Source organism: Azospirillum sp. UENF 112521, from assembly GCF_058780665.1.
Genome location: NZ_JBSNCI010000001.1, coordinates 231829 through 252163 on the forward strand (window position 1 = coordinate 231829; position 20335 = coordinate 252163).

12 protein-coding genes are annotated in these 20335 nt (G+C 68.2%); 3 read left to right on the plus strand and 9 right to left on the minus strand.

From position 1 onward, the window contains the following. Positions 1–11: 11 nt before the first annotated feature. The 3 genes from ACWPN8_RS01035 to ACWPN8_RS01045 all read right to left on the minus strand — a co-directional run bounded on the left by ACWPN8_RS01035 (position 12) and on the right by ACWPN8_RS01045 (position 5493). Complete coding sequence (locus ACWPN8_RS01035) at positions 12–845, minus strand: amino acid kinase family protein (protein ID WP_492239611.1); 834 nt, start codon at positions 843–845, stop codon at positions 12–14. A gap of 11 nt (positions 846–856) precedes the next feature. Further along, positions 857–1696, minus strand: a complete 840-nt coding sequence (locus ACWPN8_RS01040) for an amino acid kinase family protein (RefSeq protein ID WP_492239612.1) — start codon at positions 1694–1696, stop codon at positions 857–859. A 278-nt stretch (positions 1697–1974) separates the two neighbouring features. Continuing rightward, positions 1975–5493: a hybrid sensor histidine kinase/response regulator gene (locus ACWPN8_RS01045; RefSeq protein ID WP_492239613.1), complete on the minus strand. Its 3519-nt coding sequence runs from the start codon at positions 5491–5493 to the stop codon at positions 1975–1977. 262 nt (positions 5494–5755) lie between these two features. Between ACWPN8_RS01045 and ACWPN8_RS01050 the strand changes: the two genes are divergently transcribed. Then, the gene (locus tag ACWPN8_RS01050) at positions 5756–6940 is read left to right on the plus strand and encodes a calcium-binding protein (protein ID WP_492239614.1); all 1185 of its coding nucleotides are present in this window, start codon (positions 5756–5758) and stop codon (positions 6938–6940) included. Between the two features lie 89 nt (positions 6941–7029). Here ACWPN8_RS01050 and ACWPN8_RS01055 read toward each other — a convergent pair whose 3' ends face one another. Beyond that, positions 7030–8745 (minus strand): MFS transporter, encoded by a 1716-nt coding sequence (locus ACWPN8_RS01055; RefSeq protein WP_492239615.1) that lies wholly within the window; start codon positions 8743–8745, stop codon positions 7030–7032. A gap of 211 nt (positions 8746–8956) precedes the next feature. Further along, positions 8957–10024 (minus strand): transporter substrate-binding domain-containing protein, encoded by a 1068-nt coding sequence (locus tag ACWPN8_RS01060; protein WP_492239616.1) that lies wholly within the window; start codon positions 10022–10024, stop codon positions 8957–8959. Positions 10025–10112: 88 nt separating this feature from the next. On the opposite strand from ACWPN8_RS01060, the gene ACWPN8_RS01065 reads away from it, so the two are divergent. After that, on the plus strand, positions 10113–13646 hold the full coding sequence (locus tag ACWPN8_RS01065; RefSeq protein WP_492239617.1) for an ATP-binding protein: 3534 nt from the start codon (positions 10113–10115) through the stop codon (positions 13644–13646). Between the two features lie 35 nt (positions 13647–13681). Here ACWPN8_RS01065 and ACWPN8_RS01070 read toward each other — a convergent pair whose 3' ends face one another. Together ACWPN8_RS01070 and ACWPN8_RS01075 are read right to left on the minus strand one after the other, a co-directional pair. Beyond that, positions 13682–14335: a bifunctional 4-hydroxy-2-oxoglutarate aldolase/2-dehydro-3-deoxy-phosphogluconate aldolase gene (locus tag ACWPN8_RS01070; protein ID WP_377807455.1), complete on the minus strand. Its 654-nt coding sequence runs from the start codon at positions 14333–14335 to the stop codon at positions 13682–13684. After that, positions 14335–15261: a MurR/RpiR family transcriptional regulator gene (locus tag ACWPN8_RS01075; RefSeq protein WP_109096254.1), complete on the minus strand. Its 927-nt coding sequence runs from the start codon at positions 15259–15261 to the stop codon at positions 14335–14337. Before ACWPN8_RS01075 ends, ACWPN8_RS01070 begins: the two co-directional genes overlap by 1 nt. Positions 15262–15472: 211 nt before the next feature. Between ACWPN8_RS01075 and ACWPN8_RS01080 the strand changes: the two genes are divergently transcribed. Further along, complete coding sequence (locus ACWPN8_RS01080) at positions 15473–16315, plus strand: fumarylacetoacetate hydrolase family protein (RefSeq protein ID WP_492239618.1); 843 nt, start codon at positions 15473–15475, stop codon at positions 16313–16315. A gap of 67 nt (positions 16316–16382) precedes the next feature. On the opposite strand, the gene ACWPN8_RS01085 is transcribed toward ACWPN8_RS01080, so the two are convergent. Then, the gene (locus tag ACWPN8_RS01085) at positions 16383–18560 is read right to left on the minus strand and encodes a methyl-accepting chemotaxis protein (protein ID WP_492239619.1); all 2178 of its coding nucleotides are present in this window, start codon (positions 18558–18560) and stop codon (positions 16383–16385) included. Between the two features lie 504 nt (positions 18561–19064). Beyond that, complete coding sequence (gene hmpA, locus ACWPN8_RS01090) at positions 19065–20240, minus strand: NO-inducible flavohemoprotein (RefSeq protein ID WP_492239620.1); 1176 nt, start codon at positions 20238–20240, stop codon at positions 19065–19067. Positions 20241–20335: the final 95 nt, after the last annotated feature.

A 20335-nucleotide genomic window follows, 5' to 3' on the forward strand; every position in this document is an offset into this window, starting at 1 on the left:
ATTCCTGGCCGTCAAACCCGGCGGGCGCCAGTGTGGATTATCGTGCCGACATGCTCGCCGCGCAGTGCGGCGGTCAGCCGTCCCGGAACCAGGCCGTTCACCAACTGGACGCGGGTGATGTGGCGGGCGTTCGCCAGCACCTCGACGAATGCCCGGTCCACCGGCAGGGGACCGTCATGGGCAGCCAGATCGGCGGCCGTGATCTCCGGCAATAGACGGGCCACTGCACCGTCCGCACCGTCGGGATCGGTGCTGTAAATGCCGTCCACATCCTCGACGATGGTCAGGCTGGCGGCCCCCAGCGCGTCGGCCAGCAGGAAGGCCCCGGTGTCGGCCCGGTGGGATGGAATGCGCGAGGTCGGGAATTCGTGATGATGATAGGGCGGGAAGGCACTGCCCACCACCGCGCGGGCGGCCGACAGATGGACGGCCAACTGGCTGGCGATGGTCGGATGCTCCACATAGGAGACGCCGTCCGGTGCCAGCAGCGAGGCCAGGATATGGCCGTTCTGTCCGGCCTCGCTCGCCGCCAGCGGCGCCAGCGAGCCGACCGGCAGGCCGAGATCGAGCCCGACGCTGTAGAGATGGCGGGCACGGATGCCGGCACCGGTCAGGATCAGCAGGCGGTGTTCCGGCAGGATGCGGCGGATTTCCTCGACGACCGGCAGGATCGCGTCGCGGCCGCGGTCCATGATCGACCGGCCGCCGATCTTCACCACATGCAACCAGGGCAGCAGCGCAATCGGCCGCCCGCCGGCGACCGGACGGGTCAGGTCGTCGTTGAGCAGGGTCTGCCGCGCGAGCGGCGAGGCCACATGCTTGATGGTGTTGATGGTCTCGGACATGTCCCGCCTCCTCAGCTCGCGGTGATGATGGTGCCGACATGCTCGCCGGCGAGTGCGCGGGTCAGGTTGCCGGGCACCAGACCATTGACGATCTGCACCTCGCGGACATGGCGCGCGGCCTTCAGCAGGTCGAGCACCGGGAACTCCAGGATCGAGTCCTGAAGCCCCTTCGCCTTCATCTCCTCGACCGAAATCTTCGGAATGAAGGTCGCATCCTTGGATGTCTTCGGGTTGGCGGTGTAGAGCCCGTTCTCGTCCTTCACATAGATCATCCGCTTGCAGCCGAACTGTTCGGCGACCAGGAAGCAGCCGGCGTCGGTGCGGTAGGGCGGGATGACGCCGTTGGCCGGAGGACGCATCCACAGCGTGTAGGGTGGCATGCCGCTGAAGACCACCGCGTTCACCTCCGCCAGATAGAGCGGGACCACGGACAGGCCGGCGCCGTCAACGGCAGAGACGCCGTGCTTGGCGAGGAGCTGCCCCAGCATGGCGGCGTTCTGGTCGGCGACCGAGGCGCCGAGCTGCGACAGCACGCCTGCCGGCAGGCCGAGGCCGGCGGCGATGGAATAGAGATGCCGGGCGCGGGTGCCGGCACCGGTACCGATCAGCAGCTTGTGGGCCTTGCGCGCCGCCGCGATCTCGTCCACCAGCGGGTAGACCGCCGCCCGACCGCGGTCGATGACGCTCTGTCCGCCGATCTTGATCACCGTGGCATCGGGGAGGATGCGGAAGTCCGCCGCCGCTTCCGCTGTCGCCTGAAGCTCGGAATCGGTCAGCGGACGCTGCATCAGCAGCGCCTCAAGTTCCGCAGTCGAATGTGTCGTGGAGTTTGCCGCCGTGGGGTTCACCATGGAAGGGCAATCCTTTCGTTCCGTCATTGCACGTCAATGCATGTCGTCGGCACCGCCACTGCGTCCTTTTGCGGAACCGAGTCCTCCCGAAGGTTCCGGACGAAGCCGCAAGGCGCCTTCCCAATATTCGCATCCTGCCTGACGGGGCCTGTTCGGATCGTGGAGTCCGTTGACCGGAAGCTCCAAGGCTGGCCGTGACGGTCGGTGCTCCGGAATCGTATGGCTCCGTGCCTGAACCGTCAATAACCTGATTTTCCTTATGGTTGAATTCCTGCGCGTCAATCGCTCGCCATCCGCTGCCCTTCCGCGAGCAGCTGGCCCAGCAATGCCCGCAACGCACCCGGACGCACCGGCTTGTACAGCAGCCGGCATCCGGCCGTCTCGATGTCCTCGCGCACGGCGGCGTCGCGGTCGGCGGTGACGACGGCGGCGGGGATGTCGCTGCCCAGCGAGGCGCGCAGGGTCCGCAAAGCCTCCACCCCGGTCAGGCTGCGGTCGAGATGGTAGTCGGTCAGGATCACGTCGGGCGTCCGCCCTTCCAGCTTCGCCAGCGCGAGGTCGGGGGCGACGGCGGTGACGACGCGGCATGACCAGCTGGACAGCAGATCCTCGGTGGCGCGGGCGATGGCCGGCTCGTTTTCCAGGCAAAGGACCAGCACGCCGCGCAGGTCGCGGCCGCGCGGGCGGACCACGACGGCACGGGCGGCCACCGGCTCGTCGGTCAGCGGCACCAGCACGGAGAAGGCGCTGCCACGCCCGACCTTGGAGCGTACCTGCACCGTGTGGCCGAGGATGCCGGCCAGTCGCTCGACGATGGCGAGGCCCAGCCCCAGCCCCTTGCCGCGGTCGCCCCGATCGTCGCTGTCGTTGTCGAGCTGGCGGAACTCCATGAAGATTTCCGGCACCTTGTGTTCGGGGATGCCGGGCCCGGTGTCCCACACCTCAATGGACAGGAAACTCCCCCGCCGCCGGCAGCCCAGCAGGATGCGGCCGGTGCGGGTGTAGCGCACCGCGTTGGCGAGATAATTTTGGAGGATGCGCCGCAACAGCGTCGGGTCGCTGCGGACGGTGGCGGAGCAGTCGACCACCCGCAGCCCCAGCCCGTGGCGGCTGGCCAGCACGGTGAATTCCTCGCCCAACGGCTTCAGCAGTTCCTCGATCCGCATCGGCACCGGGTTCGGCTTCACCACGCCGCTGTCGATCTTCGACACGTCCAGCAGATCGCCCAGGATCGTTTCCACCGACCGCAGCGAGGCGTCGATCTGGCGGATGGCGCTGTCGCCGTTGCGTTCGGACAAGGCCGACAGGAACAGCCGGGCGGCGTGCAGAGGTTGCAACAGGTCGTGGCTGGCGGCGGCCAGGAAGCGGGTCTTGCCGCGGTTGGCACGCTCGGCCTCCGCCTTCGCTTCCGACAGGGCGTGGGTGCGCTCCTCGATGCGGCGTTCCAGCGTTTCGTTGGCTTCGCGCAGGGCGGCGGCGGCGCGGTGGCGTTCGGTGACGTCGGTGTAGACGGCGACGAAGCCGCCGCCCCCGGGCCGTCCGCCGGGCCTCTGCCCCGGCATCGGGTTGGTGGCGATCTCCAGCACCGTGCCGTCGGGCCGCACCCGCTCATAGACATCGGGCCTGTTGCGGCGGCGCGGATCGGACCGGCGCTCCAGCAGGGTCTCGATCTCGCCGTTGCGGCCGTACTCACCGCGCCGGGCGATCAGCCCGACGATGTCCTGCAACGAGGTGCCGACCTGGACGAAGCCGTCCGGCAGTTCCAGGAGGACGACGAACTGGTTGTTCCAGGTGGCGACGCGCCAGTCCTCGTCGAACACGGCGATGCCCTGGGGCACATTCTCCACGGTGGCGCGGAGCAGCTCGTGCTGCTTCAGGATGGCGCGCGAGGCTTCGTCGATGATCGAGCGCGCATCGGTGCGCGACAGCCGGCGGTCGGACAGCAGCCCAGCCACCACGACGCGGGCCGACGCCGACCCGACGGCGCCGGCGAGCAGACGCTCGGTCAGTTGGATCGCCTCGCCATCGGTGCGCATCAGCAGTGCTGTGCGCAAATCGCCGTCGGCCACGCCGGTGAAGCGGCGGAACGCGGCATCGGCGCGCGACTGCCCGACATAGCGCAGGGCCAGATCGTGCAGGTCGGCCAGCGTGGCGCCGCGCGGCCCATGCGGCTCGCCATCGGAGGCGCGGCGCAGGCTCATGAAGCGGGCGGCCTGCTGGCGCTCCAGAGTCGACGGACGGGTCAGCAGCGAGACCACGACGAACAGCAGGAGGTTCGGCCCCAGGCTCCACAGGGCGGCGTTGGTCAGCGGGTCGATGCCGGCGATGCCGGCGAGCGCCACCGGGCTGAGGCCGGTCAAGCCGAAGGGGCCCTCGCGCAAGGCGCTGGAGGCCAGCCATCCGGCATCGGCGAAGGACGGCAGCAGCATGGTGTAGGCCCAGCCGACGAATCCGGCGCAGATGCCGGCGAAGGCGCCGCTGCGGCTGGCGCGGCTCCAGATCAGCCCGCCCAGCAGGGCCGGGGCGAACTGCGCCACCGCGGTGAAGCTCATCATCCCGATGGTCGCCAGCGGAAAGGCCGGGCCGATCAGCCGGTAGCAGCCGTAGGACAGCAGAACCAGCACGATCACCGCCGACCGCCGCACCAGCAGCAGGATCCCCGCGGGATCGTCGCGCAGCCGCCGGTCGTCCGGGCGCAGCGCCATCAGCAGCGGGACGGCGACGTCGTTGCAGATCATGGTGCTGAGCGCCACCATCTCCACCAGGATCATGCTGGTGGCGGCCGACAGACCGCCGATGAAGGCGGCAAGCGCCAGCCACGGCCAGCCCTGGCTCAAGGGGATGGACACCATGAAGGTGTCGGCGTTCGTGGTGCCGTCCGGGAACAGCATCAGCCCGGCCAGCGCCACCGGCAGGACGAAGATGTTGATGGCGACCAGGTAGGCCGGGAACAGCTTCGCCGACGACCGCACGTCGCCGCCATGGGTGTTTTCCACCACGGCCACATGGAACTGGCGCGGCAGGCACAGGATCGCCAGCCCCGACAGCAGGCAGGCCACCCACCAGTCGGTGCCGATGCTGTCCATCCGGATCAGCTCCAGAAAGCCCGGGTGGCGGACGGCGGCATCGAAGAAGGTCGCCGGGTCGCCGAAGACGGAAAAGGCGATGGCCCCGCCCACGCCCAGCGCCGCGGCCAGCTTCACCACCGATTCCGCGGCGATTGCCATCATCAGGCCGCGGTGATGTTCGTTGGCCGACACGCTGCGCACGCCGAACAGGATGGCGAAGGCCGCCATCAGCAGCGCCGCCATCAGCGCCGTCCCGCCCGGCATCTGGCTGAGGTCGGCGCCCAGCGACGCCCCGGCCAGGATCTCGAAGCTGACGCTGATCGCCTTCAATTGCAGGGCGATGTAGGGCAGCAGCCCGATCACCGCGGCGACGGTGACGAGTGCCGCGAGGCTGCGGCTCTTGCCATAGCGCGCCGACAGGAAGTCCGAGATCGAGACGACGTTTTCCGACTTCGCCACCCGGACGATGCGGGCCAGCACCGGCCAGCCCAGCCCGATCATCAGGATGGGTCCGATATAGATGGGCAGGAAGTAGAAGCCGCCGGTCGCCGCCCGCCCGACCGCGCCGTAGAAGGTCCAGGACGTGCAATAGACGCCGAAACTCAGGGCATAGAGCCAGGGTGTGCGCCGCTCGCTGCCATGGGTGCCGGTCCGGTCGCCGTACCACGCGATGGCGAACAGCGACAGCAGATAGGCCAGCGACGCGGCCAGGATGAACCAGCTTTCCATGGGGCTTTGCGCCTCCGGTTTTTGATTTTCGCTCCCTGCGGGCAACAGCCTATCACAAACCCGTCATTGTCGCCGCGCTTGCAATCCGCATCCGCTTTCCACTTTTGGCGGGACGCAAAAGGATGCGGCCGGTGGAGCGGGGAGCAAAGGGAGCCGCCCGACCGCCCGCCCGGCCGCGTCGGGACACTTCCTCTCCTTTGGTGTTCTTCCTGCAAGGCTGCAAAGCCTTTGGTCGAACACGAAAAGGTGAAGGAGAGTCCGAATGGTTTCGGTCAGCGCCGGTTCCCAGTCCAGCCTCAACACCGACGCGCTTGATGTGACGAACATCCAGGGCGGCACGATCACCGGTGCCACGCCCGACCAGCTCGTCATCACCTATCCCGGCAACCGGTTCACCGATTTGCGCGGCAATTTCACCTACGATCCCCTCACCAAGGCCCTGACCGGGGGCACCATCACCAGCGTCACCAACGCGAGCAATGGCGTTCTCGACGTGGCGGTGTCGGATCTGAACCTGCCGGTGGCGACGGCTCTGAACTGGGCGAGCACCGGCACCAGCCCGGAGGCGATCCGCGCCGCCCTGCTGGGAAGCAATGACAGCCTGTCCGGGTCGAACCTGAACGACACGCTGCGCGGCTATGCCGGCGACGACACCATCAAGGGCGGCATGGGCGACGACCTGCTGGATGGCGGCAGCGGCGTCAATGTCATCGATGGCGGTGACGGCAGCAACGACACGGTCGTCCGCCACGCTTCGCTGGCCGACAGCGGTGCCGTCAAATATAATGGCGAGATCTATGTGATCGACGCCAACGGCTATGACCGGCTGACCAACGTCGAGTTCATCCAGTACACCGACCAGACGGTGGCCGGCGCCTCGGCCCCGGTGTTCGATGGCCTGTCCTATCTCGCCGCCAATCCGGACCTTGCCGCCGCCTATGGGATGGACAGCGAGGCCGCCTTCGACCATTACCGCTCCTTCGGCTGGAGCGAGGGGCGGTCGCTGACCTTCAACGCCGCTGGTTATCTGGCCGACAACCCCGATCTGGCCGCGGCCTTCGGCACCAACACGGCCGACGCCACCCGCCATTACATCGAGACCGGCCGCAACGAGAATCGCCGGTTCGATTTCGATGCGGAATCCTATCTGGCCGCCAATCCCGACCTGATCCAGGCCTTCGGCAACGACCCGACGGCGGCGGCGCTGCATTACGCCACCATCGGCCGGACCGAGGGGCGGAGCCTGGGCTTCGACGCGCAGTCCTATCTGGCGCGCTACCCGGATCTGCAGGCGGCCTTCGGCAGCGACCTGCAGGCGGCGACCGCCCACTATGTCGCCGAGGGCTATGAGGAAGGCCGCGTCGCCTCTCCGCTTGCCCCCGCCGCCGGTGCTGCCTTCGCCCTGGACGACGCGGCCCAGCGCAACGCGACGCTGACCATCGCCTGACGGCGAGCGGGCAGGCGCTCTCAACGGCAAACGGGCGGAGGGTCATCCCCTCCGCCCGTTTTCCTTGTCAGGCGTCGATGCGGCCGCGGTCAGTCGTGCTGGTAGATGTCCACGTCCTTGGTTTCGCGGACGAACAGCAGGCCGATCACCAGGGTCGCCGCGGCGATGATGATCGGGTACCAGAGGCCGGAGTAGATGTCGCCGGTGGCCGCCACGATGGCGAAGGAGGTGGTCGGCAGGAAGCCGCCGAACCAGCCGTTGCCGATGTGGTAGGGCAGCGACATCGAGGTGTAGCGGATGCGGGTCGGGAACATCTCCACCAGCATCGCGGCGATCGGGCCGTAGACCATCGTCACGTAGAGGACCAGCACCGTCAGCAGGGCGATGACCATCACCGTGTCGATGCGGGCCGGATCGGCCTTGGCCGGATAGTTGGCGGTCTTCAGCGCATCGCCGAGACCCTTGTCGAAGGCGGCACCGGCGGCCTTGGCGTCGGTCGGGGTGGCGGCGGTGGCCGGGCCGTGGCTCAGCGACACGGTGGTGTTGGCCTGCGGCACGGCCGTATAGCTCGGGATGACCGTGCTGCCGACCTTGATCGACGCCACCGTACCGGCAGGCGCCACCTCATTGGTGTAGGGAATGCCGCGCCTCACCAGGGCGCTCTTGGCAATGTCGCAGGAGCTGGTGAACTGGCTGGTGCCGACCGGGTTGAACTGGAACGAGCACTCGTTGGGATCGGCGAGGACCACGACCGGCGCGGTGGCGATGGCCTCCTCGAGCGCCGGGTTGGCGTAGTGGGTGATGCCCTTGAACAGCGGGAAATAGGTCAGGCAGGCGAGAAGCAGCCCGGCCATGATGATCGGCTTGCGGCCGATCCGGTCGGCCAGCGTGCCGAAGATCACGAAGAAGGGAGTGCCGATCAGCAGGGCCGCCGCGATCATCAGGTTGGCCGCCTGGGCATCGACCTTCAGCGTCTGGGTCAGGAAGAACAGGGCATAGAACTGGCCGGTGTACCAGACCACCGCTTGGCCGGCGACGAGGCCGAACAGGGCGAGCAGGACGATCTTCAGGTTCTTCCACTCGCCGAAGGATTCGGTCAGCGGCGCCTTGGAATGCTTGCCTTCCTCCTTCATCTTCTTGAAGGCGGGCAACTCGTTCAGCATCAGCCGGATCCACACCGAGATGCCGAGCAGCACGATGGAGATCAGGAACGGGATGCGCCAGCCCCAGGCATTGAAGTCCTCCGGCGACATGGCGACGCGGCAGCCCAGGATGATGAGCAGCGACAGGAACAGGCCGAGCGTCGCGGTGGTCTGGATCCAGGAAGTGTAGTTGCCGCGGCGGCCGTGCGGCGCATGCTCGGCGACATAGGTCGCGGCTCCGCCATACTCGCCGCCGAGCGCCAGCCCCTGCAGCAGGCGCAGCCCGATCAGGATGATCGGGGCGGCGATGCCGATGGAGGCGTAGTTGGGCAGGATGCCGACGATGAAGGTCGACAGGCCCATGATCAGGATGGTGACCAGGAAGGTGTATTTGCGGCCGATCATGTCGCCGAGGCGGCCGAAGACCAGGGCGCCGAAGGGACGGACCGCGAAGCCTGCGGCGAACGCCATCAGCGCGAAGATGAAGCCTGCGGTCGGGTTGACGCCGGAGAAGAACTGCGCGGCGATCACCGCGCTGAGCGATCCGTAAAGATAGAAATCATACCACTCGAAGACGGTCCCGAGCGAGGACGCGAAGATGACTTTCTTCTCCTCGCCCGTCATCGGTCGGACGGCGTCCGATGTCGAAGCCGCATAGGCCATGGTCTTCACCCTCCCAAGTGAATAATCCACAACTTTGGTCGGTTTTCTGGCATGCGGGGCCTGTCGGTCGCGTGATTTGATGACCGAGCCCGCGCCTTTGTTATGTCACTGATAGTTGCGTGCACGAACAGTGCGCGTCACCCCCGACCATGGTCGGGGGTATCGGGGGCACGGTAATGGGTTACGCTAATCTTTTGGACGGATACCGGGCTTACTGGAACACGGGCGCGTAGAGCAGCCCCCCTTGGGTCCAGGGCCGGTTCAGGCCGCGATCGAGCTTGAAGGGCGAGCGGCTCCCGAGATTGCGTTCAAAGATCTCGCCGTAATTGCCGACCTGCACCACCGCCTGATAGGCCCAGTCCGGCCGCAATCCCGCTTTCGCCGCGACCTCCGGCATGCCGGACAGCAGGCGGCGCATCTCGCTGGTGCCGGTGATGCGCTGGAAATTGGCGTTGGCACCGGACACCCCGGCATCGTCGGTCAGGAACAGGGCGAACATGGTCCAGCGAACCGCCGCCATCCAGTTGCGGTCGCTGTTCGGCGTCAGCGGGGCCAGCGGCTCGCGCGAGGCCGGGGACGATGGGATGTCGGCGATCTCCACCGCGTCCTGCGGCGTTTCCAGCATGTGCAGCGCCGTGGTCAGCAGCGCGCGGTCGGCGCTGATCGCCGCGCAGTCGCGGCTGAGGAAGGCTTCCAGCGTGTCGGGCCAGCCGGGAAAGCTGCGCAGCTTCCAGGGCCGCTTGCCGCCGCCGATCAGGGTTTCAAGCTCGGCCTGGGTGGTGGTTCCGGCCGGCACGCAGACCGTGAGGTCGCCGTCCAGCGCCGAATGGCCGTCCGGCAGCCGCCATGCGGCGATCCCCTGCACGTCGTAGAAGATCGGCGGCCCGAAATCGACGGCATAGGTGGCGTCGCGCGTCAGCGTCCAGGATGTCTGGGCGAAGGAGACGTCGACCTCGCCGGTGGCCACTGCGGCGAATTCCTGCGGCTTGGACAGACGGCGGATTTCTATGGCGTCGGCCTTGCCCAGAACCGTTGCGGCCAGCGCCCGGCACAGGTCGACCATGAAGCCGACCGGGCGCCCGCCATCGTCGTTGGCGGCGAAGCCGGGATTGAAGGACACGCCGCAGCGCACGACCCCGCGCCGTTCGATCTCGGCAAGGACCGGGCGGTCACCGTTGCGTGCGGCGACGTCCGGCTGCGCCGCGGCGGTTCCGGCGGACAGCAGCGGTTGCAGCGCCAGCAGCAGGCCGACAGTGGCGGCAACAGGCTTCGACCCCATCCTTCTCCCCTTATCCGACGGCCGCGCTATGATACGCTGCCGGCGCCGCCACGCAAACGATGCGCGGCCGAGGGAAGCGGGAACGGGCATGGCGGGCGACAGCAAGGCGGGGCCAAGCGGTTCCAAATCGGGCGGTTCGGGATCGGCGAAGGCCGGGGTGGTCAGGATCGGTGTCGGCGCGCGGTTGTTCGGCGCTCTCGCCTTCAACGGTCTGGTCGCCTTCCTGATCGGGCTTGGCGCCTACATCGCCTTCGACGGGCTCCATGCCGGCATCACCAAGGTCACATCCGAGCAGTTCCCGGCGGTCGTCGCCTCCGCCAAGCTGGAGCGCCAGCACCAGCGGATCATGCGGACCCTGGAACAATTGGCCCTGTCGCAGGAAAATTTCGGACGCGAAACGATCAAGCAGGGGTTGGCCGACCAGTTGGACGGCTATGACCGGCTGCTGGCGGAGATGGACTCCTCCGACGGCCGGCAGACCCAGCGGATCACCGGACTGAAAGTACAACGCGACGAGATTCTGCGACTGCGCGACGCCATCGACCGCGGCGTGACCGCCCGCATCACCGCCCGCCGCGCCCTCGCCGAACGCAACCGCGACGTGCGGCGGATGGCCGATGCCCTGGCCGAACCGGCCCTGCGCGGGGTTGACGATGCCGGCGTACAGCGCTGGCTGGCGATGGCGGAACGGTTGCTGTTCCTGATCGCCTCGGTCCATCAGGCGGAGAACAGCTTCGCGCTCACCCGGCTGGCCGACAGCGCGGTGGCGCAACTGTCGGCGCTGGACGGGTCCGCCCCGGTCGGTCCGGCGGACGGCTCAGGCGACAATGTGGCGGACCGGCTCGCCCGGCTGGCGGAGGGCATGCGCTCGGTGGTGGAGGGCGACCGCTCCGTCTTCCGCCAGCGGCAGGCGGAGTTGCAGGCATCTGAGATGCTGAACGGGCTGGTCGACCGCGCCAATCAGGTGTCGCTGGTCAACACCGGCCTCAACACCGGCATCTTCGTCGAGCAGACCAAGGCGGCGGAAGAGAGCCGCCAGCAGGTGATCGAGGTGTCGACCACCTACACCCGCCTGTTCTTCGCCTCGGTCGGTGTGGTGGTGCTGGGGATGGTGCTGTCGGTGCTGTATGTGCGGCGCAAGGTGCTGGCCCGGCTGTGGGCGGTCAGCGAGGCGATCCGCGACCGCACCGGCGGTGGCCGGGCCGAAGTGCCGGTGACCGGCGCCGACGAGATCGGTGAGCTTGCCCGCGCCCTGCGCTTCTACATCCAGGAGACGGAGGACAAGAGCGAGGCGCTGCGCCGCAACGAGCAGTGGCTGCGCACGGTGCTGGAGGCCGCACCGGTCCCGCTGGTGATCTCCGGCCGCGCCGATGGCCAGATCCGCTTCGTCAACCGCCGCGCCGCCGACCTGTTCGAGGTGGACGAGGCCGGTGAGTTGCTGGGCCGCCCCGCCGCCAGCGTCTGGTACGTCCCGCAGGTGCGCGACGAGTTCGTCCGCGACGTCTTCACCAGCGGGCTGGCACTGGATGTGGAGACCGAACTGGTGACCCGCTCCGGCCGTCGGCTGTGGGGCCTGCTGTCCGGCATCGCCTTTGAATTCCAGGGCGAGGAGGTGCTTCTGAGTTCGGTCGTCGACATTACCCGCCGCCGCGAGGCGGAGGAGCTGCTGCGCCGGACCCAGGCCTTCCTGGACGCGGTGATCGACAATGTACCGAGCGTCCTCTATGTGCTGGACGGCGACAGCGGCCGTGTCGTGCTGTGGAACCGGGCGGCGGAGGATTGCTTCGGCACCCGCCGCGCCGACATCGAGGACCGCACGCTGGCCGAGGTGCTGGGTCCGGAGACCGGGCGGGCGCTCGCCGGCGGCGATCCGGGATCCATGCGCTCGCTGGGGGTGGAGGAACTGGTTCTTCCCCGCAACGGCGAGAACACCGTCTTCGCGTTGCAGCGCCATCCCTTCGAATGGTCGGGCGACGGGCGCTGCCGCATCATCTGCGTCGCCAACGACATCACCGCGTCGCGCCGGGCGCGTGAGGAGCTGCGCCAGGCCAAGGACCGGGCAGAGCGCGCCGACGCCGCCAAGACGGAGTTCCTCGCCACCGTCAGCCACGAGATGCGCACGCCGCTGAACGGCATCCTCGGGCTGTGCCGGCTGCTGCTGACCGGGCAGCTGCATGCCGGGGAGCGCCGCTATGCCATGTCGATCATGCGCTGCGGCCATGGGCTGCTCGATCAGGTCAACGACATCCTCGACCTGCGCAAGATCGAGGACGGCAAGCTGGACCTCGACCCGGCTCCCTGCGCCCTGCTGCCGGTGCTGGAGGAAGTCGTTGCGACTGTGGAAGGACTGGCGAACGAGAAGGGGATCTACCTCGACCTCGACATCGCGCCGGAGGTTCCGCAACTGGTGGTGGTCGACCGTCAACGGTTGCGGCAGATCCTGGTGAACCTAGTCGGCAATGCGGTGAAGTTCACCGAGCGCGGCGGGGTGGTTCTGCGCGTCGACATCGAACCGGGGCCGGAACGTTCCGGTGCCGGAGAGATGCTGCGTCTGGCCGTGCGCGACACTGGGATCGGCGTGCCGGCCGACCGCCGTGCCGCCATCTTCGAGAAGCTGGAGCAGGCCGATCCGACCATCGCCCGGCGGTTCGGCGGCAGCGGGCTGGGGCTCGCCATCGTCCGCCACCTGCTGGACGCCATGCAGGGCAGCATCCGTGTCGACAGTGTGGAGGGGCTGGGCAGCGTCTTCACCGTCACCATCCCCTTGCTGCGGGTGGAGGAGCCGGCGCTGCCGGCGCGGCCCGGACGGCTGCTGCCAATCAGCCGGGTGCGGTCGCTGGCCCTGCTGCTGGTGGAGGACGACGCGATCAACCGGGAGGTGGCGCTGGGGTTGCTGTCCGACGCTGGCCACCGCATCACCGTTGCCGAAACCGGCGAAAGCGCGCTGGAACTGGCGACCCGGCGGCGTTTCGACGCCATCCTGCTGGACATCCGCCTTCCCGACATCGACGGGCCGGAGGTGGCGCGCCGCATCCGTGCCCTGGAGGATTCCGACCGTGCGGCGGTGCCCATCGTCGCGGTGACCGCCAACGTCTTCGCCGCCGACCGCGCCCGCTATATCGCCGCCGGCATCGATGCGGTGATCGAGAAGCCGATTTTCCCGGAGCGGCTTATGCACCTGCTGTCGAACGCCGTCGCCCCGCGTGCCGACGATGAGGAGGAGCAGCAGGTTGGGATGAGCTTGGCGGAGGCATCGCCCCGCCCGCGGGTGGTCGAGGACGATGTGAACGAGGAGATTCTGGAACGTTACATCCGCTCCCTCGGTCCCGCCCGCTTCGCCACCATCCGCGGCCTACTGCTGGAATCGGCCCAGGAGGGGCTGCCCCGCCTGACCGCCGCCGACACCCCCGACGACGAAATCGAGGACATCGCCCACCGCCTTGCCGGTGCCGCCAGCCATTTCGGCCTGACCGCCTTCGTCGGGCTGATGCGGGCGGTGGAGGACGGCATGCGCGAAGGCCGCCGGGTGGAGGCGCAGGACCTGGCCGTAACCGCGGAATCGGCCTTCAGCCGCGGCTTGGCCGCAATGGACGCGGTGCGCGGGGTGCTGGAAGGGGTTTGAGGCGGGGGTTCGCTCCCCGCCTCATGCCGGTTCGCTCACGCGCCCTTGGCGGCGCGATAGGCGTCCATCAGCTGGCGGCCGGCGGCGAGGATGCCCTCGCGGTCGCCCTTCTTGACCAGCGTTTCATCGACCAGCTTGCCGCCGGCGCCGACGCAGGCGACACCGGCCGCGACATAGGAGGCCACGGTGGTGGCGTCGATGCCGCCGGTGGGGACGAAGCGGACACCGGGGAAGACCGACTTCAGCGCCTTGATGTGCGCCGGACCGACGGTGGAGGCCGGGAAGATCTTGATGGCGTCGGCACCGGCGGAGATGGCGGCATGCACCTCGGTCGGGGTCAGGGCGCCCATCAGGCAGGCGACGCCATGGTCGCGGCAGGCGGCGGCCACCTTCGGCACGACGCAGGGCGACACCACATACTTGGCGCCGGCCTTCACCACGTCGGCGACGGCGGCCGGGGTCAGGACGGTGCCGGCGCCGATCAGGGCGCCGCCTTCCGCCGACAGCTCCTCGATCAGGCCGACGGCGCCGGGGGTCGTCATGGTGATCTCGAAGGTGCCGTAACCGGCCTCGCGCAGCCAAGTCACGGCGGTGCGCGCCAGATCGGCGGAGCTGTTGCGGATGACCGGAACGACGCCGTAAGCGACGAGCTGGTCCAGGATTTCATTCGGGGTCTGCGTGGTGGACATCAGGATTCCTCGGTTTTTCTTCGGGTGGCGGAAGACGCGGAGTTTGAAACGGAAGCCGGCCGCTCCGGCGCGCGGTGATGCCCGGCCAGGACTGCCTTGATGCGGGCCAAGCGGCGGTCGAGGCCGGGCGGAGCCTGCAGGCCGACGGCGACGGTCAGCACGTCGATCAGCGCCAGCTGTGCCAGACGGGAGGCCATCGGGGTATGGACCGCGGTGTCCTCGTCCACATCGACGGTCAGGCGGATGTCGGCGCGTTCGGCCAGCGGTGTCGCCGATGCGGTGATGGCGATCACCGTCGCTCCGCCGTCGCGGGCGATGGCGGCGACGTCGAAGATCTCGTCGCTGGTTCCGGTCTTGGAGATCGCCAGCAGCGCGTCGCCGGGGCCGAGCGTCGCGGCGGCCATCGCCTGGAGATGGGCATCGGTGCTGGCGGTGACCTGCGGCAGCAGCCGGAACAGCTTGTGATGGGCGTCCAGCGCCACCGCACCGGACGCGCCGACGCCGACGATCTGCACCCGCCGCGCCCGTGCCAGCACCCCGGCCGCCTTTTCCAACGCCAGGGCGTCGAGCCGGCCCCGCAGGCGGACCAGCGCGTCGATGGAGCGGTTCAGCACCTTCTCAGCCGCACTGGCGACGCTGTCGCCGGGGGAAAGATCGCGCACCAGCGGTGTCGGGCGGTCGCCGGCCTCCTCCCGCGCCGCCGAGGCGGCGAGATGCTGGGCCAGCGCGATCTTGAATTCCTGGAAACCGCCGAAACCGGCGGAGCGGCAGAAGCGCAGGACCGACGGTTCGCTGACCCCGGCCTTGCCGGCAAGCTGGGCCAGGCTGTCGCGCACCGCCGCACCGGGATCGGCCAGAACGCTGCGCGCCACCGCGGCTTCCGCGCGGCGCAGGCTGTCGAGGGAGGAAGCGATGCTGTCCAGCATGGGAGGACCGGAGTGGCTGCCGAAGGGGCAGCGAAGTGAGGCGTATCGGAACCGAATGTAGTTTTACTACAGTCAGGCCGCTTTGTCGACCCATCTGTGAAGCAATGCTACAATTCGTTCGCTCCCCCCTTTACTTTCCACGCCGTCCGGGCAGGATCGGCCAACACCGCCGTCCTGTCGGAGACAACCTCCTTATCTGGAAAGGTTTTTCATGAAACTGCTGCGCTACGGCCCGCCGGGCCAGGAAAAGCCGGGCCTGCTGGATGCCGACGGCCGCATCCGCGATCTGTCCGCCCATGTCGACGACATCGCCGGCGCCACTCTGCTGCCGGACGCGCTCGACCGGCTGCGGGCCATCGACCCGGCCTCGCTGCCGCTGGTGGAGGGCAACCCGCGCCTCGGCCCCTGCGTCGGGCAGGTGGGCAAGATGGTCTGCATCGGCCTGAACTTCTCCGACCATGCGGCGGAAACGGGCATGGCGGTGCCGCCGGAGCCGATCATTTTCATGAAGGCGACCAGCGCCATCGTCGGCCCGAACGACCCCATCGAACTGCCGCGCGGCTCGGAAAAGACCGACTGGGAGGTCGAACTGGCCTTCGTCATCGGCAAGACGGCCAAATACGTCTCGGAAGACGAGGCGATGGACCATGTCGCCGGCTATTGCATCGTCAACGACGTGTCCGAGCGCGCCTTCCAGATCGAACGGCAGGGCCAGTGGACCAAGGGCAAGAGCTGCGACAGCTTCGGCCCGACCGGCCCCTGGCTGGTGACCTGTGACGAGATCGAGGATCCGCAGGCGCTGAAGATGTGGCTGGAGGTCAACGGCCACCGCTATCAGGACGGCACCAGCGCCACCATGGTCTATGGCGTGCGCTATCTGGTGTCCTACCTGTCGCGCTTCATGAGCCTTCAGCCGGGCGACATCGTCTCCACCGGGACTCCGCCCGGCGTCGGCATGGGCCAGAAGCCGCAGGTCTTCCTGAAGGCCGGCGACGTGGTGGAACTGGGCGTCGAAGGGTTGGGCACCCAGCGCCAGACGGTGGTCCAGGGCTGACGCCACTTCGGGGCTGAGAAACGAAAGGCCCCTCTTCCCCGCGGGGAAGAGGGGCCTTTCGCTGGCATCATGCCGACCTCACCTGACTGAGGAAGCGGTCGATCTGCTGCTGGAGGCGGCCGGTCTGGCTCGACACCTCCTGGGCGACCGACAGGACTTCCTGGGCCGACTGGCCGGTCTGGCCGGCGGCGGTCCGCACCTGACCGATGTTATGGGAAGCCTGAGCGGTGCCGCCCGCCGCCTGCTGGACGTTGCGGGCGATCTCCGAGGTGGCGGCACCCTGCTCCTCCACCGCCGCGGCGATGCTGGCGGCGATGTCGTTCAGGCGGCCGATGGTTTGGCCAATGCTGCGGATGGCGCCCACCGCCTCGCCGGTCGCCTGCTGCATGGCGCCGATCTGGCCGGCGATCTGCTCGGTGGCCTTCGCCGTCTGGCTGGCCAGCTGCTTCACCTCGCTCGCCACCACGGCAAAGCCCTTGCCGGCTTCTCCGGCACGCGCCGCTTCGATGGTGGCGTTGAGCGCCAGCAGGTTGGTCTGGCCGGCGATGTCGGAGATCAGGTCCAGCACGGCGCCGATGCGGCTGGCCGCGTCGTTCAGTTCACGCATGGTGCTGTCGGTACGCTCGGCCTCATTGGCGGCCTTGGCGGCGATGGTCGCCGATTCGGTCACCTGTCGGGCGATCTCGCTGATCGACTGCGACAGCTCATGCGCGGCCGAAGCGGCGCCATCCACGTTGACCGACGCGGTCTCCGCCGCTTCGGCGGCATTGCCGGCCCGGCGCGAGGTGTCGTCGGCGGTCGCCACCATGCCGGCGGCGGTCTGGTGCATCTGGGTGGCGGCGGCGGACACCGTCTCCACCACCGTCTTGACGCCGTTTTCGAACTGGTCGGCCAGCGACAGCATGGTCTGGCGGCGTTCGCCCGCAGCCCGCTGGCGTTCGGCCTCGGCGGCGGTGCGGGCGGTCTCCACCTCGCGCGCGGTGTCGCGGAAGACCAGCAGCGCCGTGCCCATCTCCGCGATCTCGTCCTTGCCGGTCAGCGCGATCTCGGCATCCAAATCGCCAGCGGCGATGCGGTCCATGCCGGTCTTCAGATCCATCATGCGGCGGATGACGATCCGGCCGATATAGAGCCAGACCACCAGGATCGACACCAGGATGCTCGCCACCGCGACGGCGAGCTGGGTCAGGCGGCTGTTGTCCAGCATGCGGGTGGTGGCGGTACTGGCCTCCGCAATGCTGCTCTTCTGGCCCTCCACCAAGGTGGAAATGCCCTTGGCAAGGGTGGTGGTCAGGGCGTGGTTGCTCTCCAGCAGCTGGGTGAAATAGCCCTCGATGGTCAGTTCCTTTTGGCGCAGGGTGACCATGGAGTTTTCGCCGATGGAAAAGCCGTTCAGCAGTTCCGCCTGCTTGGTGGCCACGGCGGCCAGCCGTTCCGGCAGTGTCTCCGCGTTGTTGGAAAGCCCGGCGAGCGACACGCCCACCCGCGTTTCGATGATCGCCAGCCGCTGGTCGTCCCTGGTGGTCGACGCCTCCATCAGCATGTTGCGGATGTTGGCGGCTTCCGCCGTGACGATGGCCAGCGGCTTCTTCTGCGCCATCACCTTGTTCAGGGTGTCCGCCGCCTCGCGCATCGCCGCAGGGGCGGCATCCGGCTCCGCCAGGGTGGAGCGGGCCTGCTCCTCGTCATTGTTGAGGACGGAGGTCCAGGGGGCGGCGAATTTCTGGATTTCCGCTTCGGCCGCCATCACCTTCGGCATCATCGCCATGCGTTCGGCGCCGAGCGCCACCCGTTCGGCAGCCGCCTGGTCGAGTTGCGCCAGATTGCCGAGCAGCCCCTGCGATGCCTCCTCGATTGCGGCAAGCTGAGCACCGGCGGAACCGGTGGCCCGCAGCCGGGACAGGCGTACGTTGAACTCATCCTTCGCGGCGGCGATGCGGGCGGAGACCGCCTCGCGCGCGGCGGCGGTGTCGGCGGAGGTCAGGGCCGGGGCCAGCGCCACCAGCCGTTCGGCCTGCTGCGCCACCGCCATGCCCTCGGTCATCGCCGGCACCGCTTCGCCGACGATGGCGTCGATGGTGGTGCGCACGTTCGCATAGCCGATCAGCGCCACCGCGGCGGCGACCAGCGTGCCGGACAGCACCACGCCGATGGCGATCATCAGCTTGGCGCGCAGTCCGGAATACCATGCACCGCCCTTGGCGGGTGCGCCGTGGCGCGTCATGCTCTGGCTACCCTTCGACATCCCATCCTCCCCCTTCGGTGCTCGGACACCGACGCTCCATAAATCATTGCGGCTGGCCGTTCCGGCTCTCGCCGCACCTTCATTCCACCGAACCTGCCTGCGACGGTCGCGGGCGGTTGGCGGGCGATGTCGCAGAAAAGGAACAATTGCAAATAATTTGACCGTTCCGTGACTAGGAAAGCGCCAAACCGCTTAAGAAAGAAATAAGGAGAATCCACGATTCTTCCGTGATGGCCTGCGAAACATGCCGCAGCGCAATGATCGGCCAGTCGGGCCCCGTTTGGATTTCACTAAAAGCGCGCATTGCCTGGCCGTCGCAAGCCGGAATGATGATCTAGGCCGGTCGTCGGCATATATAAAACTAGTGATATAACAGATTTACTCACAACCGGCGGGCGCATGCGGCCCCCATGGACCTTGCGGTCCGCCGGACCGGCAGAAAGAAGGCCGGCCTTCGGAAAGGCCGGCCCATCCAGTCGGAGGCAAGGCGGTGTCGGCGGTGCGTCAGGCGAGCGCCTCGCGCGGGCCGAAGAACTCATGCACGATGGCCGACTCCGGCAGGCCGAGCGCGGTCAGCGCCTTGACCACCGCAGCCATGAACGGCTTCGGACCCACGACATAGGCGGCGACCCCCGGCTCCTGCGGCAGCAGCTTGCCCAGCCGCTCCTCGTCCAGCAGGCCGACCATGTGCGGCGTGTCGCCCGGCTGCGGGTCGGCATAGCAGTAGACCGGCTTCAGCGCATCGTGCAGGGCGGCCAGCTGGTCGACCTGCCGGCGGAAGGCATGGACCGAGCCGTTGAGTGCCGCGTGCACGTAGATGACCTTGCGGCCGGCGGCCAGCGCCTGTTCGGCCAGCGGCAGGGCGGGGGTCTGACCGACGCCGCCGGTGATCAGCAGCAGCGGACCGGCGCCCTCGCGCAGCACGAACTCGCCGGCGGGCGGATAGACGTCGATCTCGTCGCCGACCTGCACGCGGTCATGGAGGAAGCCGGAAACCAGCCCCTGCTGTTCCCGCTTCACCGAGATGCGGTAGTCCTTGCCGTTCGGCGAAGCCGACAGGCTGTAGTTGCGGTGGACGGTCTCGCCGTCGATGGTCAGCCGCAGGCCGAGATACTGGCCGGGGTGGAAGTCCATTACCGTCCCGCCATCGACCGGTGCCAGCCGGAAGGAGGTGATGACGGCACTCTCCGGCGTCTTCTCCGCGATGCGGAAGCGGCGGGCGCCGCGCCAGCCGCCGGTCAACGCCGCCTTGCGGGCATATTCCTTCTCTTCCGCGGCGATCAGCAGCTCCGCCAACTGCCAATAGGCGGCACCCCAGGCGTCGGCGACCTCGGTGGTCACAGCATCGCCCAGAACCTTGCCAATGGCTTCCATCAGGCAGGTGCCGACGATCTTGTACTGGTCGGGGGTGATGTTCAGCGAGACGTGCTTCTGCACGATCCCATCCACCGCCGGACCCAGCACCTCAAGCCGGTCGATGTTGGAGGCATAGGCGATGATGGCGTTGGCCAGCGCTTCCGGCTGGGCGCTGCTGCGCTGGTGGCTCTGGTTGAAGACGGCGCGCACTTCGGGGAAGCGCTCGAACATCAGCGGATAGAAGGTGCCGGTGATCGTGTTGGCGTTGGCGGCGACGACGGGAGCGGTGGCCTTGATGACGGCGATCTGGGCAGGCGTCAGCATGGGAGGGGGCAATCCTTTTGCGCGTCACGATGTCGCAATCAGATGGCAAGCCCTGTGCCAAAGCGACGCAGCGCGGAAATCCGCGCTGCACGGAA